14 protein-coding genes are annotated in these 16,824 nt (G+C 37.3%); all 14 read left to right on the top strand.

The window, feature by feature from the left end:
- Nucleotides 1-16 precede the first annotated feature (16 nt).
- The 14 genes from NE665_RS04445 to NE665_RS04380 all read left to right on the top strand — a co-directional run bounded on the left by NE665_RS04445 (nt 17) and on the right by NE665_RS04380 (nt 15,698).
- Nucleotides 17-1,414: a PLP-dependent aminotransferase family protein gene (locus tag NE665_RS04445; RefSeq protein WP_117442292.1), complete on the top strand. Its 1,398-nt coding sequence runs from the start codon at nt 17-19 to the stop codon at nt 1,412-1,414.
- Between the two features lie 99 nt (nt 1,415-1,513).
- Complete coding sequence (locus NE665_RS04440) at nt 1,514-1,984, top strand: hypothetical protein (protein ID WP_117442291.1); 471 nt, start codon at nt 1,514-1,516, stop codon at nt 1,982-1,984.
- 100 nt (nt 1,985-2,084) lie between these two features.
- Nucleotides 2,085-2,384, top strand: a complete 300-nt coding sequence (locus tag NE665_RS04435) for an MgtC/SapB family protein (protein ID WP_233104533.1) — start codon at nt 2,085-2,087, stop codon at nt 2,382-2,384.
- A 394-nt stretch (nt 2,385-2,778) separates the two neighbouring features.
- Nucleotides 2,779-3,534 carry a hypothetical protein gene (locus NE665_RS04430; RefSeq protein WP_040015611.1) on the top strand — a complete coding sequence of 252 codons (756 nt, stop codon included), beginning with the start codon at nt 2,779-2,781 and terminating at the stop codon, nt 3,532-3,534.
- Nucleotides 3,535-4,176: 642 nt separating this feature from the next.
- Nucleotides 4,177-5,145, top strand: a complete 969-nt coding sequence (locus tag NE665_RS04425) for a hypothetical protein (RefSeq protein ID WP_055065838.1) — start codon at nt 4,177-4,179, stop codon at nt 5,143-5,145.
- A gap of 93 nt (nt 5,146-5,238) precedes the next feature.
- Nucleotides 5,239-6,462: an XRE family transcriptional regulator gene (locus NE665_RS04420; RefSeq protein ID WP_117459757.1), complete on the top strand. Its 1,224-nt coding sequence runs from the start codon at nt 5,239-5,241 to the stop codon at nt 6,460-6,462.
- Between the two features lie 107 nt (nt 6,463-6,569).
- Nucleotides 6,570-7,094, top strand: coding sequence for a DUF5104 domain-containing protein (locus NE665_RS04415; RefSeq protein WP_055065934.1), 525 nt, complete (start codon nt 6,570-6,572; stop codon nt 7,092-7,094).
- 1,266 nt (nt 7,095-8,360) lie between these two features.
- The gene (locus NE665_RS04410) at nt 8,361-8,561 is read left to right on the top strand and encodes an excisionase (RefSeq protein WP_055065933.1); all 201 of its coding nucleotides are present in this window, start codon (nt 8,361-8,363) and stop codon (nt 8,559-8,561) included.
- Between the two features lie 78 nt (nt 8,562-8,639).
- The gene (locus tag NE665_RS04405; RefSeq protein ID WP_117865373.1) at nt 8,640-9,827 is read left to right on the top strand and encodes a site-specific integrase; all 1,188 of its coding nucleotides are present in this window, start codon (nt 8,640-8,642) and stop codon (nt 9,825-9,827) included.
- A 160-nt stretch (nt 9,828-9,987) separates the two neighbouring features.
- Nucleotides 9,988-10,389 (top strand): MgtC/SapB family protein, encoded by a 402-nt coding sequence (locus NE665_RS04400; RefSeq protein ID WP_233104535.1) that lies wholly within the window; start codon nt 9,988-9,990, stop codon nt 10,387-10,389.
- Nucleotides 10,390-10,523: 134 nt separating this feature from the next.
- Nucleotides 10,524-11,921: an MATE family efflux transporter gene (locus tag NE665_RS04395; RefSeq protein WP_117442289.1), complete on the top strand. Its 1,398-nt coding sequence runs from the start codon at nt 10,524-10,526 to the stop codon at nt 11,919-11,921.
- 151 nt (nt 11,922-12,072) lie between these two features.
- A complete protein-coding gene (gene guaA, locus NE665_RS04390; protein WP_117442288.1) occupies nt 12,073-13,365 on the top strand; it encodes a glutamine-hydrolyzing GMP synthase in 1,293 nt (430 codons plus the stop codon).
- 379 nt (nt 13,366-13,744) lie between these two features.
- Nucleotides 13,745-14,389, top strand: a complete 645-nt coding sequence (locus NE665_RS04385; protein ID WP_117442287.1) for a hypothetical protein — start codon at nt 13,745-13,747, stop codon at nt 14,387-14,389.
- Between the two features lie 652 nt (nt 14,390-15,041).
- A complete protein-coding gene (locus tag NE665_RS04380; RefSeq protein ID WP_256302464.1) occupies nt 15,042-15,698 on the top strand; it encodes a relaxase/mobilization nuclease domain-containing protein in 657 nt (218 codons plus the stop codon).
- The last annotated feature ends 1,126 nt before the right edge of the window (nt 15,699-16,824 follow it).

Below are 16,824 nucleotides of genomic sequence, written 5' to 3'. Positions count from 1 at the left end.
GAAGATGGTGATAACAATGAAATTGAAAACGATAAATTTTGAACGAACCACAGGGAAGGCATTGTACCTGCAAATTTATGAAAAGCTGCGCGCGGATATTCTCTGCGGCTATCTGGTAAAAGGCGATCAGCTGCCTAGCATACGGAAATGTGAGGTGCTGATGAAGGTATCCAAGACGAGCATTGAGCGCGCCTATGAAAAGCTGCTGGAGGAGGGCTATATCCTGTCAATTCCGCAGAAGGGTTTTTTTGTGGATGTCGAGCCGGAGAACGTTCAGCTGCGCAAGGCGGTAACAGAGCAGGGGACAGCACTGCAGGATGAAAAAATCCGCTATGATTTCCGCTCGCAGACAATGGATGTCAGCTCTTTTGATCTGGCTTTGTGGAAGAAGTATCTCAAGGAGGTCCTGGACGGTCATTATGAAATAGCGACATACGGAGAGGCAAGAGGAGAACTGCGGCTTCGCATGGCACTACAGAAATATGCCTATACTGTGCGTGGTGTATTGTGTACAAGCGATCAGCTTCTCATTGGATCAAGCTTTCAATCACTGCTGTATGTGCTATGCGGACTGCTGGATAAACCCGTCGTGATCGGATTGGAGGAGAGTGGGTTTCCACAGGCAGAAACCGTCTTTTCCGATTACGCATTTCCTGTGCGCAGGCTGCGCAGAGAAGCAGACGGTATCTGCATGCAGGAGCTAACGGCAAGTGATGTCAATCTGCTGTATGTAAACAGTGCGTCTGCGGGATACAATCATCAGCCTTTGAATAAGAAAAAACGCAAGGAGCTGCTTGCCTGGGCGGCAGAAAGAAACGCCATGATCATTGAGGATGACCATAACGGGGAGCTGTGCTATCATACGCGTATGACGCCTGCCATGCAGGGCTTTGATACCGGGGGTCATGTCGTTTACATCGGATCCTTTTCAAAAATTCTGTTGCCGTCTCTGCGAATCAGCTATATGGTGATTCCGCAGGCTTTGCAATACCGCTATGACCAGCGTGCAAACAGCTATTCGCCAACCTCCAGCAAAATCGAACAGCTGGCTTTGGCAAGATATATTGCGGACGGGCATCTGGAGCGACATGTACGGCGGCTGCGCAGGCACTATGAACACAAGAGCAGTCATATGCGCACATTGCTGGAACAGTGGTTTCCACAAGCGGATATATTGCTGGAGGAGGCTGCATTGCAGTTTATTCTGCGATTTCCGTATGTGCTCTCGCTGGAATCGGTTATTCAGGAAGCCAGAAAGCATAGTATGATGCTGCAGAGAAATGCACAGGGAGAGCTTGTTCTTTCATTTGCGGCAATCAAAATGGAGGATATGGAGGAGGCTGTGCGCCTGCTGCATGCACTACTGGAAGCTGCGAAAGAAAAGGAATCACGAGAACCGAAAGCTGCGCCGTAAGAAGATTGTAAGGTCAGCATAAGATTTCTTAAGATTCTGTATACCGTGTGGATGATATACTGGGGGTGTAAACGGCTACAGTCGGAAGGGGGCTAACTTATGAAAAAGAAAATTGGCATTGTAATTATCTTCATTTGCGGTATCCTCGCTTTCTTTGTACCGTACTTCTTTTCCAATTCATGGAGGAATGTCGCATGCAAACGGGGAGAGATACATTCTGATATCTATGAAAGGGAGGATGTTGAACATGCTATGACACTGGTGGAGCAGACATTTCCTCAGGAGCTGCTGGATTGTAAAATGACAAAGCTCAGCTATGATGAATCAGCATACAGGCAGTTTGCGGACAGCTTCAGGAAACAGAAGTCCGATGAGGTGATCGTTGTTTATACGGATTTTATTACGGTGTTCAATGCATTCCATACCAAGGATCATACACTGGAGCCCAATGCGGAATATACAGCGTATCCATGGGTATTGCGACGCTCCTGCGGGCAGAAGGAGTGGGACATCATCGGTTCGGGATATGGTTTTTTGTATACCGGAGAGGTATCAAAGGATCGACGTTGATAAAGCCTTTCATTTGCCGTTTTTCTTCCGTCAGCATATACGATTATCAGAAGGTGTTGTATAATATAAAGAAGGGATACAGAAGAAAGAAGATGGTAATATGATGAATATCATGCAGCTGGAAACACAGATGGAATTTCTTGTTCGGATCCTGCTTGCGGGAATCTGTGGAGGTATTATCGGCTATGAACGGAAAAGCCGCAATAAGGAGGCTGGCATTCGTACGCACCTGATCGTTGCCAGTGGTGCTGCTTTGATCATGATCGTATCCAAGTATGGTTTCTCTGATATTCTGGGAGATAAGGGGATCGCACTGGATCCCTCCCGTATTGCGGCACAGATTGTGACCGGAGTCGGCTTTCTTGGGGCCGGTATGATTTTTATTCATAAAAAAGAGTAAAAATCGAATTATCCGCATAAACACAGGGATTTTAAGCAATATGAAACAAAAAATAAAAGAATTTTACCACTAATTTACTACGAATGAAAGAACCTTGATACGACAGAGAAAACAGCATAAATAAAGGCAAAATTGGCATTTCATACAGAATATGAGATGTCTTTTTTGTTGCTGTAATACAGTATAACTATTCTTTTTCTGCTTGATTATTAATCATTTTTTAGGACATGAATTGTCAAGAGCTTGTTGCGTAGCAATGTTTACACTCTTGATAATTTATGGAATAAAAAATATTCTGACAGATACTAGAAAAGTGATGACTACTCAATTTTCTAATGATATAATATGATAAATAATAATAGATAAACTTGAAGTGATTAAGGAAGTGTATGCCATGAAAAAATTTTTGAAAATAATGTTAATCATAATTGGAGCGATTTCTTTGATTTTTGTAGCTCTGATAGGGATTGGGTTATTTGTTGATGTTGAATATGATGACCATATTGAAAATGGTCGTTATACTTATGTTCCGGAAGAAGAAAATAAAGATAATGAATACGTGGAATTTACGATAAATGATTATGATAAAAATAATGCCAAGCTTGTATATTATGACACGATTGAAGAAGCTATTCAACTTTCCACTTTGAATGCTGAAAATGAGGAACTTTCGGTTCCTGCTGATTTTCTTAATCATGTTGATGAAACCTTGCATATATGGCAAGGCAAAAAATATGATACGATTTTCTATCGGGCTGGAAATGATAACGATGATATTCAAGGCTTAGTAATGGCTCGTTGTAAAAAGCAGATACAGAATGGGCATACACAATACGCATTTATAAATGCTACACCGGTTACAACGAAACGAGATAGAATTTTGTTAGATGATATTACAGAGCTTATTCACTCTTCTTTGAAATTAAGTGATTTCCAACAAGACTTAAACCCCGATTATCCAAGCAAGCGTTTTGTTTACGGCTATGCACATGATAAAGAAATCTATTCATTGGAAGTAGAAGGACAAAAACCGGACGGTGTAATTGAAATCAATGTATATGACAGAGTCATGTATCTATGGTATTACAATGACTTACAAAGTAACAAAAGAGGTGACTGTTTAAGCTATTCGGTAGATGTACCTAAATAAAATGACATTTTTACATAATACTATATTATTAGTTAGGCAGACGGAGTGATCCAGACACGGTGGCAGGAAAATCTTTCAGATTTTTCTGCCATGTCTTGCAAGTGGCTGGTTTACTTCGTCTGTGAGCGAGCCTGTGGCGAGCGAAGATTAAGCCCCCGTTATCTAACAAGGGGGGCACAAAAAACAAAAGACACTATACACTAACAGGCGGAAAACGCTGTATTTACAAGGCAAAACCGCATTTTATAAGATGTGATATAAAAAGTATCTATTTCACAAAAGAAAAACAATAAATTTAAACATTATAATATTTTAATTTTTGTGGTAATGATATGCAAACTTTTTAGGAGGGAAGATATGGATTGTAAAATGACTGATATTATTGCTATTATTTCAAGTATCATTGCTATTGGTTATTCAATTTATTCCATAATTACTAAAAGTTATATTCGTCAATACAACCTTGAAAAATTTGAACATTTTTCTTTAAATCAGAAGAAAGTTTGTATTGTTTTCAATTTTATTATGACACTTATAATTGGGATAAGTGGGGTGTATATATTGCTATTATACTTATTCTAATGGGATTGAAAGCATTTATGTAGCAAATAGCAAAATTTTATAAGTGAAACGAGGTACTCTATGGAAAAAAAGGAACTTATCAAACTATATTTACAAAATGTGGATAAAATGTTTGGATATGCCAACATGAACGCATATATTGATGAGCGATTAAAGAAGTATACGAAATACTGTCAAAGTAAAAAGCCAGAAGAACAGATTATTATATGGCTGAAATTATTGCATGAAAATTTCGGAAAAAAGATTGTTTATTTAGGAAGTTACTTAGCATTACAAGAAAAGGATATGAGCTATTTAAATAATGCGTTCAATTCGGCAGTAACATGGGGACAACTCACAATAACAAACAGCGGTTGCGACCATTCCATTCACGCTTGGAATATTTTACCACATATATTCTGTGCAAACCGCTTTCGTGACATTGAAAAAATATTTCCAAAAGAAAACGGACTTAGTAAGAATGGGTTAAAGTCTGCATGCAGTATCACAAATTTAGTGATGTATCTGTATTATCAAGAACCTATGTGGAAACAATATGTGATTGATGAAAGTAAAGAATTTCTTCAAAATAAACATACAGCAGAAGAAAAAGCTGTGATAAACGGTTTCCTTGCACTAATAGAAAAAAATTGGGAAAAATTCTCATTGGAATTGGCTAATCTCTGTAAAGCACATAGAAAATCAAAAGATTATGGAGAAAATCCATTTACAAGAAAAATTTCCTTTTTTGCATTTGGATTGTATAACTTTGCAAGATACTTGTATAGAGAAGAAGTTAAAAATATTACACTTCCTCAAAATGAATTTTTATTTGAGGATTTTAGAATTTATCAAGAAAGCACTAGTTGTCAAATAGGACAACCGTTTTGCATTTTTGAAGAACCGTTATTATTGTTGAATGATTTTGAAAAAATTGATTTACCGATTATGTATTTAACAGCAGGTAAAAAAAGAGTTTTGGATATTGAAAATTATAGGCAAGAAGTGGTAAAGAAAATACAAGCACTTCATAGCAATCAGAGCAGTTAGTCTTAGGATTGACTGCTTTTTCTATACGGATTTTTAATGATAGGCAATTATCAGTAAATGGTAGTTGCCTTTTTTGATTGGAGGAATTAAAGAATGAATGATAAAAACTTTATTGAAGAATTAAGACAAAAGCGTGAGGAATACGGAGTAACACAAACAAGGCTTGCTGTTGCTTGTGGTATCAGCCGTGAATATTACAACCGCATTGAAAAAGGGAAACAGCCATTGAATGACGAATTAAAAGGAGTCATAGAAAAACAGATTGAGCGTTTCAATCCACAAGAACCACTATTCCTGTTGATTGATTACTTCCGTGTTCGCTTTCCTACTACGGACGCATTGGCGATTATCCGTGATGTATTACAACTAAAACCCGATTATATGCTTTATGAAGATTATGGAAAATACGGATATGAAAGCAAATATGTTTTAGGCGACATCAATGTCATGTGTTCCATGCAAGAGCATTTAGGTGTTTTATTGGAACTGAAAGGCAGAGGCTGTCGTCAAATGGAAAGTTATCTATTGGCACAGGAACGCTCATGGTATGACTTCATGCTTGATTGTTTAACGGCAGGTGGTAAGATGAAACGGCTTGACTTGGCAATCAATGATAAAGCAGGAATATTGGATATTCCAAAGTTAAAGGAAAAATACAAGGCTGGCGAATGTATCTCCTACTTTCGTATGCAGAAAGATTACAGCGGTACGGAAAAATGTGGTAGCGATTTACCAAAGAATACAGGAGAAACCTTATATCTCGGTTCAACAAGCAGTGAATTATATATGTGTGCTTATCAGAAAAATTATGAGCAGTATGTCAAGAATAGCATAGAAGTTGAAGATACGGAGATTAAGAACCGCTTTGAAATACGCATGAAGAATGAACGAGCCTATTATGCGGTTGTAGATTTACTGACTTATCGGGACGCTGAACGCACTGCTTTTTCTATCATCAATCATTATGTCCGCTTTGTTGACAGAGAGGACGACAAGCCAAAAAATCAATGGAAAACAAATGATGATTGGGCATGGTTTGTAGGGGAAAACAGAGAACCGATACGCTTAACTACAAAGCCAGAACCTTATACTTTACAAAAAGCGTTGCATTGGTTACAAAGACAGGTTGCACCAACCATAAAAATGGTACAGGCATTAGACAGAGAAAATCATACAACGATACTAAAAGATATGATTGAACAGGCAGAACTTAAAGACAAGCATAAACACTTATTACAATTAGAAAAATCAACCATAGAAGAACGAATAGATACCGCTATTCCACAAGAGAATGACGATGTTTTAGAAAAGCAATAATTTATTTTATGGAGAAAGTTAAAGACAAGTTTAAAGCTAAATGCTACAATGTAAATATAGGTTATATAGATATAAAATATTTAAGTATTAAATGAGGTATAAATAATATGAAACAAATAATATTTATTTTTTGTATGATATTGATGTTAAGTTTCTGTGGGTGTACGAATGTTGGCTCAAATAGAAATGAGTATATGTCTAATTGGTTTAAATCGGAACAAGAAATATCAGATAATATGATGAAACAAATTATAGATTTATACAATGAAGGCAATGTAAAAGAATTTGAAAAATTGTTTTCACAAAACAGTAAAAAAGACATAGAGGATATAAATAAACAAATTTCTTCTTTCTTCGAATTTATTGATGGAGATATACAAGAATATTCTGGTGATTGTGCATCATCTAGTGAAAATAATAATGGAAATAAACGAATTGAATTAGACGGAATGTATCATATATCAACTTCTAAAAATGAATATTATTTGAATTTTTATATGGTCTATAAAGCTGATGATGTTCCCTCAGATATAGGACTATCCAAAATTGAAATTGCGACTGAACAAACTGTAAACAGGGAAAACTTTATGTGGGATACATCAGAAAACGGAATATTTGTCGTGCGGGAATAAACATAGAATGATATGTTTGAAAGATAAACCAAAACAAAGTTGTGACACATACTTCCTCCTACTTTTTGTTTTTTAGCCATTTAGTTTAATCTGTTTTAATGAGTTATAAATAGAGATACCGTTATTTAAAAGAAAGAATAACGGTATTTTTTAATGCAATGGAAATTTTCAGATTTAGTCAACAAAGAGCTTTTTTCATTCCCTATGTTTATTAAAAGAAGAAAAACAAATTTTTTACAGAAATCTGCAACAAAACAGCTACTTGCGTACAGATATGGTGCGAGAAAAGGAAATCTAACTATTTTTGAAATGGGGTCATAAAATTTTTACTCGGTGTACAGACACGAAGATTAAAAAGAAATTGAAATTATTTTGAAAAATCTGCAACAAAACAAGGTTTCTATTCCTTATATGGAGTGAAGTTGAGGAAATCTAAACTTTTTTTGAAAATAGGTCATTAAATTTTGGCTTGCTGTCCCTATATGAAGTGAAAGACGAAAAAAGTTTTGAAAAAAATGTCGGAAAATCGAGTTAAGCGGACAGTATTATGCAGAAAGAGGAAATCACACTTTATTTCTTGATTTGTATTCAAACAGGCATTAGCTGTTGAGTGTTGATGCGGAAAGAGAAAATTATTTTATCCTCAACTTAACAATTTAAGGTTTCCGTTCCCTATATGGCGTAGAAAGAAAAAAGTTTAAGAAATGTGATACAAATAACGCTATTCTGTCCTGATATGGAGTGAAGAAAATATTTCATTCTATTGTTGGCAGTAACAGTATGGTTTGGGTAGTTAGGGTGTGAAAAGAAAAATAATCTTTTTTCATCACCAGCTTAACAAATGGACGTTTGCTATACAGATAGTAGTGAAAAAAGAAAAAATGTTTGAATTTTGGTTACATTTCCTCTCTTTTCCAACGCGGTATATAGGAGAGATGATTTTCTTCTTTCGTGTTCTTTGACAACTGAATAAAGCAGTCTGATACATTAGACAGACAGCGAGCCGTTGGAGCTGATACGCCATGACCTTTTCCCTTTAAAGCGAGCGGAAACTGTCAGCGTCCATGTAAAAGATTTATCCTCTTTTATCGCCATGACCTGTCCTGTCTGATAATGATACTCCCGTACAGCCACAGCTTGAGCGTTCAGAGCGTCGCACGCAATGGGTACGGCTACATAAGAACTATGCAGAGGTGGAACTCCTGTGGGCTATGATAAAAGCCGTCAGACTGTTTAAAAATCAAAAAAGAAAGGAGGTGCAGTTTTATGTATGATTTAAATACACCATTATGGGAACGCTACCTTATGACGATTGAGGAAGCGTCCAGTTATTTCCGTATCGGAGAGAACAAACTCCGCCGTATTGCAAGTGAATATAAAGACGAGTGTGTTGTGATGAACGGAAACCGTATGCTGATTAAGAAAAAGAAATTTGAACATATGATTGATAAATTGGAAGAAATCTAATGCAAAAGAGCTTTGTGCATGATATGATACTTATATGTCGTAACAAGGCTCTTTCAGTTTTGAAAGGAGTTTTGAAAGATGTCAGAAAAAAGACGGGATAACAAAGGTCGCATTTTAAGGACTGGAGAGAGCCAAAGGGCAGACGGCAGATATATGTATAAATATGTTAATCGTGCAGGCGAAACAAAGGTTGTGTATTCATGGAAACTGGTGGCTACGGACAGAGTACCGAAAGGAAAGCGTGATGATTTATCTCTTAGGGAAAAGGAACGGGAGATACAGCGTGATTTAGAGGACGGAATAGACACCAAAGGAAAGAAAATGACATTGTGTGAACTATATGCCAAAAAGACGGCACAGAGAATCAATGTCAAGAAGAATACACTAGCAGGGCGAAAATATCTCATGGACGCATTGAAACAGGACAAGCTGGGTTCACGAAGCATAGACAGCATTAAACCGTCAGACGCAAAAGAATGGGCGGTCAGAATGAAAGAAAAGGGCTACGGCTTCAAAACCATTAGTAACTATAAGCGTTCCTTAAAGGCTTCTTTCTATATGGCAATCGAGGACGATTATGTAAGGAAGAACCCTTTTGATTTTCAGTTAAGCGAGGTTATTGATGATGACAGCGAAAGCAGACAGGCATTGAGTGAGGAACAGGAAGAAAAACTGCTGTCCTTTCTCCAGTATGATACGGTGTATCAGAAATATTATGATGATGTGCTGATACTGTTAAAAACAGGCTTACGAATATCTGAATTGTGTGGACTTACTGTACAGGACTTAGATTTTGAAAATCATACACTCAATATCAACCACCAGTTATTACGCAATCAAGAGGGATATTATATAGAAACGCCAAAAACAAAGTGTGGCATACGAAAAGTTCCTATGAGCGAAGAAGCAGGAAAAGCATTTCAAAGAGTGTTGAAACGCAAAAAAACTGGAAAAGGGATTGTAATTGACGGTTACCGCAATTTCCTGTTTCTTAATCAGAAAGGTATGCCTATGACAGCTTGTTACTATACTTCTACATTGAGAAATATAGTAAAGAAATACAATAAGTACCATGATGAACCCTTACCGAAGATAACCCCGCATATATTAAGACATACGTTTTGTACACGATTAGCACAGAAAAACATGAACCCAAAGAACCTGCAATACATTATGGGACATTCCAGCATAATGATAACGCTGAACCTGTACGCCCATGCTTCACAGACAGGAGCAAACATGGAAATGCGAAGTCTGATAGCCTAGTAATTTACTACGAAATTTACTACGATAAAAAGACAAGATATGCAGATTTATGAGTGGTTATAAGAAGTATCTGCCAAAAAGAAAACACCGATAAAGCCTGTAAAATAGGGATATATCGGTGTTATAAGAACTTATGAAAAGATAATTAGAAATTTATTTTATGTTTATGCGTAAAAATACGATCAGTGGACTGACGACGGCGGCAGGCATATGGGCAACAAGTGCAATCGGTATGGCGATTGGCAGCGGCCTGTATGTGCTTGGGATTCTTACAGCAGTGCTGATTGTATTTGTGCAGATCATCCTTCACCGGAATCACCGCTGGCTGCGGGAGTCGTATAAGGAGGAGCTGTCCTTTGTCATTGACCAGAATAAGGAGGCTTTGCAGGATTTGCAGGAACGCTTGAAGCGCATGCAGATTGAGATACTGAATGTGAGTCTGACACAGGAGCATAGCTGTTATCAGGTGGATTTGATCGTTGTTCTGCCGGATACGTATCAGGCTGCCAGGCTGCTGGAACTGTTTCATGATGTGGCATATATTCATGAAATTGATGCATAGGGTATTGCCAAATCACGATTTTTATATTAGAATGATGACAACAACCAAATAGGTTTGAATAACCTCCATTTTTTCTATTTTCATGTTTCCAAAATAGATGAATGGAGGTTTTTTGTGAGAAGAGGAGGTTTGTCATGCAAACAATTGAACAAAACAAAATGGGTTATAAGCCTGTTTTACCATTGCTGATGTCAATGGCTTTTCCTCCGATGCTGTCCATGCTGATACAGTCGCTGTACAACATTGTAGACAGTATGTTTGTGGCTCAGATTGGAGAAGATGCACTTACGGCTGTTTCCTTGGCTTTTCCGATACAGACACTGATTGTAGCCTGTTCCGTGGGAATCGGTGTTGGGGTGAATTCCTATATAGCAAGAAAGCTTGGTGAGCAAAATCAGAAGGAAGCGAACAGTGCGGTGGCGCATGGTCTGCTGCTGTCGCTGATCGGATATCTGCTGTTTGTCGCAATCGGCAGCTTTACGATTCGCCCGTTTTTTGAGATGTTTACAGATTCTGCGGCAATACTGGATGATGCCTGCATGTATACGTATGTCTGTGTATTTCTGTGCTTTGGCTGTTTCTTCCATATTTTAATTGAGAAGGTATTCCAATCGATGGGGAAAATGATTTTCCCTATGGCGATACAGGCGGCAGGAGCAATCACAAATATTATCCTGGACCCTATCATGATTTTCGGGCTGTTGGGCTTTCCGGCAATGGGGGTAAAGGGAGCGGCAATCGCAACGGTAATCGGACAAATTTTCGCTATGTCGCTATCGCTGTTTATATTCCTGACAAGAAAATTCGATGTGAAGCTGGATTTGAAGCAGTTTCATTTCTCCTGGGATACCATTCGCCGCATTCTTTCAGTGGGGATTCCCAATGCCTGCATGAATGCACTGGGCAGTGTTCTTGTGATTGGTTTAAATTCCATTTTGATTCAGTTCTCCAATACGGCTGTTTCCGTATATGGTATTTATTATAAGCTGCAGACCTTTGTATTCATGCCGGCGAGCGGGCTGACGCAGGGGGCGATGCCAATCATGGGCTACAATTATGGAGCAGGCAGTCATGAACGTCTCTTGCAGACATTGAAGTATGCCATCATGGTGACGCTCGCTATCATGGTTTGCGGCTGTGCGATTTTCCTGCTGTTTCCAACACAGCTGCTGATGCTGTTTCATGCCAGTGAGGATATGCTGCGTATCGGTGTTCCGGCCTTGCGTATCATCAGTATCAGCTTCCTTCCGGCAGCCCTTGGGTTTATTCTGCCAACATTATTTCAGGCGATGGGGCTTGGCTTGCAATCCCTGATTGTTTTCCTGCTTCGACAGCTTTGTATCACCCTGCCGTTATCCTGGCTGTTTGCGGCCTGGTTTGGTCTGGATGGTATATGGTATTCCTTCCTGATTGCAGAAAGCATCGCTGCCGGTGTGGCGGTTCTGCTATTTATACGCATTCGCAAGAAGGATAAGGTACTGTCCAGTACAGTAGTACAGCAGCCATCCGCTTCACAGGAAGCTGTGTGCTGAAAAAGACACCGCAGTTTGTAAAAATTGCGGAGTTTTCTTTCTGCGTGCAATTTTGTGCGGCTTTTGGCTAATATTTTCCATTTTTTTATGTTACTGGACAATGAAATATGGTACACTTGATTTGGACAAAAAGAGTAGAGGAGATTAGCGTATGAAACAAGATATGATTGTTATTCTGGATCTAGGCAGCAGTGAGAATACAACACTTGCCAGAGAAATTCGTGCATTGGGTGTATACAGCGAGATTTATCCGCATGATATCACAAAAGCGGAGCTGCAGAAGCTGCCGAATGTAAAGGGTATCATCTTAAACGGTGGGGAACACCGCTTTGTCGATGGTAAGGATATCGATGTCTTGCCGGAAGTTTATGAAGCTGGATATCCGGTAATTGCGATTGACCATGCACCGGCATTATGTGAGCAGAAGCTGGAGGAATGGCCGACAGAGGAAGTGTTAAAAACGTTTGTTTTCACTGTCTGCAAGGCAGAGGCAAACTGGAATATGAAGAATTTTGTGGCGGATCAGGTGGAGCTGATTCGCGAGCAGGTGAAGGACCGCAAGGTGCTGCTGGCATTGTCCGGCGGCGTGGACAGCTCTGTAGTGGCAGCATTGCTGTTAAAGGCAATCGGCAAGCAGCTGTATTGTGTACATGTCAATCATGGGCTGATGCGCAAAGGGGAGTCGGAAAGCGTAATTGAAGTATTTAAGAATCAGATGGATGCGAATCTGATTTATGTGGATGCAAGTGAACGGTTTCTTGGAAAGCTGAAGGATGTGGCAGAGCCGGAGCAGAAGCGTAAGATTATCGGTGCGGAGTTTATCCGTGTGTTTGAGGAAGAGGCTCGTAAGCTGGAGGGTATAGATTTTCTGGCACAGGGGACCATCTATCCGGATATCGTGGAGAGCGGCACCAAGACGGCAAAGGTAGTAAAATCGCATCACAATGTCGGTGGATTGCCGGATGATCTGGCGTTTGAGCTGGTAGAGCCATTGCGTCAGCTGTTTAAGGATGAAGTGCGTGCGTGTGGGCTGGAGCTGGGATTGCCTCATGATATGGTGTTCCGTCAGCCGTTCCCAGGACCTGGTCTGGGTGTGCGTTGTCTTGGAGCTATTACGAAGGATCGCCTGGAGGCGGTGCGTGAGTCGGATGCGATTTTACGCGAAGAGTTTGCGGCAGCAGGTCTGGATCAGAAGGTTTGGCAGTATTTCACCATCGTTCCGGATTTCAAGTCTGTCGGTGTGAAGAATAACGCGAGAAGCTTTGAGTATCCGGTAATTCTGCGTGCGGTGAATACGATTGATGCAATGACGGCGTCGATTGAGGATATTGACTGGCCGGTGCTGCATAGGATTACGGATCGTATTTTGAAGGAAGTTGCGAATGTGAATCGTGTGTGCTATGATTTGACACCGAAACCGTGCGGAACGATTGAGTGGGAATAGTTGTAAATTGATATAATATAAATTCTGATGGCAAGCAATCTTTATGGTTGAATGCCATCTTTTTATTTTTCCTGTTTTTTAGTAAATAACTATATTTTATTGTTAAAACTATTGTCAGCCCTTACTATTGATATAAATAATGGAAAATTATATGTATGAAATTATATTTAAAGTTCTTTTTTGTACTTACTGCATTGTTATTGCATAAATTTCTTTGTTTCATTTAACATAAATTAACTGGAATTAGAAAAGTTCAATTATTTCTTTACTGAGTTTTATCTATAATTGTTTATTTAAGAATGTTATAATGGGTTAATAATATTAGCAATTTATAAAAGGAAAAAAATTAAGATTATTACTATTTAAGGAGGAATATAAAATGCCATTAGAGAAAGAAGTAAGAGAATCTGTTCAAAATTATTGCACTAAGGATTTACCTGGGGATTTAGAGTGGCACATAAAAAAATTTGATTTTATAGACAATGATAATGAACTGAAAGATCGTCTTGGCAGAGCATTTTATTCAGCAAGATACATGGCTAAACTTATGGAAGCTCTTTATGTCAGCGGTAATGAGTTACATCCTTTTGTTAAGTTTCAAATAATACAATATGCCTCTATTTATGAAGCGGTTATTACATATTTACTCTGGAATAAATTTAAAGATGATTCAGAAGTAGTTGCACTTGGAACGCATAAAGCGTATAAGCCAGTTAGCGCTCTAGGAAAATTAGTGAATATGGAGTTCCAAAATGAAAAAATTTATACTTGCGTCTATCGGGATGAAAAGACTAATAGAAATAGTATAGCATTTAGTGATAAGGTTGATTGCGGCGTCCGTATAGGCTTTATTAAAGTAGATTATGCAGAGGAAATAAAGTATATATATAAATTACGTAATCTTGCACATATTGAGGCAGAAGCAAAAAGTCAAATTGAAGTTGAGATTAGTAATGCTAAACTTAGTTATTGGCGAATGCAACCATTTTTAGAAGATATCTCTTTGTTTTTAAGTAATACATAGAAAAAATTATTTGTTAAACAGTGATAAGTGATTTCGAATTGTTATAGAAAAGTTTATTTATCAAAATTGAATGTGTGATAATAGGAATTGAGATGACTAAATATTAAGGTATGATTTTAGTGTTTGTAGTTTTATTAGTTATAAAGGTAATAAAAAGGAACGATAAAATTGATTATAAGAGAAGATATAAAAAAATATTTACATATCGACTCTATCTCGACATTTGATAAAAACAAAGGGTTTACACTTTAGAAAATGATGGAATAGACGAATTTTATAAAGTAATAGCAAATTTCAACGAAATAATATCTCATACATATATTAAAGATCGGATTATGCTCTATGTTATTAATAATCATTTAATAATATTTGAATATAAATTTTCAGAAATAAAGAGGTTATATGATAATTCTGTAGAAAAAGAACTAAAAAAATATTCAGAATTATTTAGGAGATTTCTCCGACTGGTGCTTTCTGAAACACACTCAAGAGTTCCACCACCTATCGATTATTATTCGCTAATAAAAGAGTTTAACTCAATTAGTAAAACTTTCTTATATTAGACCAATCGATAAATCACAATTAGAGGAAACTCTTAACAATCTTGATGCATTTATTATATTAGTAGATAATTCGTTATAGTAGTATATAAATGGCTACAACTTCCATATGGGCAGTTAAGACACGTTTAGATCATTTAGTGAAGTATGTATCCAATAAAGATAAAACAACGCTCATGAAGTCTGTAATTGATTACACTACCAATGAAGAAAAGACTATGGAACAACAATTTGTATCCTGTATCAATTGTATGCAAAATGACCCGTATACTTCTATGGTAAATACAAAGACATTATTTCATGATGAAAAAGATATTTTATGTTATCACGGATATCAATCATTTATGGAGGGAGAAGTTACTCCTGAACTAGCGCATGAAATAGGTGTCAAACTAGCAAATGAAATATGGGGTAATCGTTTTGAAGTAATTGTATCTACACACTTAAATACAGAGAACATACATAACCACTTTCTTGTAAATGCAACTGCATGTATGGATGGAAAACGATATTGTAATACAAAACATGATCGCTATATGATGATGCATACATCAAATGAATTATGTCGCCAATATAATTTGACGGTCATAGATGAAAAAACACGGAATACAAAGAGTAGAGGGCAGTTTCGTAATGAGCAATCATTACGAGAGAAAATTAAAACCGATATTGATGAAATTATAAGAACAAGTTTGACGGTCACCCAACTTTTCAACAGTTGGAATTTGAGGGCTATGATATTAAGATAACCAATAACAACGTATCATTGCGACATCCACAGCATAAGAAGTTCATACGTTTATCTTCACTTGGTGCAGATTACCATAGTGATGTAATAAAGAAGAGGTTACTGAAAAACGAAATGCACCCATCAGAGAAAAAAACGATATATGATACAAAAGGGGTTAATATACAAATTGTATTATCAAAAGTACAAGAGTAACTCCCTTACTGGCTTACAAAGATTATATTTGCATTATTAATATAAGTTAGGTATCATCCGAAAAGCAGTAATACAAAACCTCATTATTCTATGGAGTTGCGTCAAGCGATACGAAATCTTGATGAGATGTCTAATCAAACTATTATATTATGCAAAAATAATATTGAAACACTAGAGCAGTTGCATCAATATCAAGCGTCTTTACTAGAACAACAAAGCACTCTTATGAATAAACGACAGCATTGCTACTATAAAATAAGAAGATGTAAAAATAACGATGAAAGGAATAATCTAAAACTAGAAGCAAAAAGTCATACGCCGCGAATTAGAATGTTGCGTAAAGAAAACAAATCATGTGATGGTATTGAAGAACGCTCCGTTATAATACAGAACATAGATTTTAGACAACTAGATCATCGAAGAAACTGCTAAGAAGAAATAGCATGAAAATAGAATATACTATAATAGGGGATTATGAATTTCCTAATCTAGTTGAAATATCAAAATATGGCAGAATGAAATAACGTTATTTGAAGGAGCATGATTATGGATTATATTTTAAATTACTAACGAATAGAGAATTGACAGAATATCTCTTAGACGTTGATAAGCATGCCTATGATTTATATGATAAATTATTACTTGATTTCAAAAAGAAGAGAAATATAACTGAAGAGCTTAAAGTATCAAATTAAATGCGTTGGATACAGGAAATGATTAACATTGATGCCTGTAAAGATGAAATAATACGTGATACATTTATTTGCAATTAAACAACCTGTATACTAAAAAATGACTTGCAATTGAGAGCGTTTCAAAGTTTGTGTAAACTCAAGAAACTGATATAAGACCATAAGAATTAACGATATGGGCGGAGCTGATTTAATAGGCTTCGCCCTTTGTCTGCATTATACAGCAGTATTTATACATGT

The organism is Clostridium sp. DFI.1.208 (assembly GCF_024463855.1).
Classification (GTDB): domain Bacteria; phylum Bacillota_I; class Bacilli_A; order Erysipelotrichales; family Erysipelotrichaceae; genus Clostridium_AQ.
Note: the sequence above shows the minus strand (reverse complement) of the source record. Positions and strands in the feature narration are given on the sequence as shown.

Bases quoted from the DNA above. Each gene is read 5' to 3' on its own strand.
- NE665_RS04430 (WP_040015611.1), top strand. From the start codon at position 2,779: ATGAAAAAATTTTTGAAAATAATGTTAATCATAATTGGAGCGATTTCT.
- NE665_RS04415 (WP_055065934.1), top strand. From the start codon at position 6,570: ATGAAACAAATAATATTTATTTTTTGTATGATATTGATGTTAAGTTTC.
- NE665_RS04440 (WP_117442291.1), top strand. From the start codon at position 1,514: ATGAAAAAGAAAATTGGCATTGTAATTATCTTCATTTGCGGTATCCTC.
- NE665_RS04425 (WP_055065838.1), top strand. From the start codon at position 4,177: ATGGAAAAAAAGGAACTTATCAAACTATATTTACAAAATGTGGATAAA.
- NE665_RS04420 (WP_117459757.1), top strand. From the start codon at position 5,239: ATGAATGATAAAAACTTTATTGAAGAATTAAGACAAAAGCGTGAGGAA.
- guaA (WP_117442288.1), top strand. From the start codon at position 12,073: ATGAAACAAGATATGATTGTTATTCTGGATCTAGGCAGCAGTGAGAAT.
- NE665_RS04445 (WP_117442292.1), top strand. From the start codon at position 17: ATGAAATTGAAAACGATAAATTTTGAACGAACCACAGGGAAGGCATTG.
- NE665_RS04435 (WP_233104533.1), top strand. From the start codon at position 2,085: ATGATGAATATCATGCAGCTGGAAACACAGATGGAATTTCTTGTTCGG.
- NE665_RS04400 (WP_233104535.1), top strand. From the start codon at position 9,988: ATGTTTATGCGTAAAAATACGATCAGTGGACTGACGACGGCGGCAGGC.
- NE665_RS04385 (WP_117442287.1), top strand. From the start codon at position 13,745: ATGCCATTAGAGAAAGAAGTAAGAGAATCTGTTCAAAATTATTGCACT.
- NE665_RS04380 (WP_256302464.1), top strand. From the start codon at position 15,042: ATGGCTACAACTTCCATATGGGCAGTTAAGACACGTTTAGATCATTTA.
- NE665_RS04405 (WP_117865373.1), top strand. From the start codon at position 8,640: ATGTCAGAAAAAAGACGGGATAACAAAGGTCGCATTTTAAGGACTGGA.
- NE665_RS04410 (WP_055065933.1), top strand. From the start codon at position 8,361: ATGTATGATTTAAATACACCATTATGGGAACGCTACCTTATGACGATT.
- NE665_RS04395 (WP_117442289.1), top strand. From the start codon at position 10,524: ATGCAAACAATTGAACAAAACAAAATGGGTTATAAGCCTGTTTTACCA.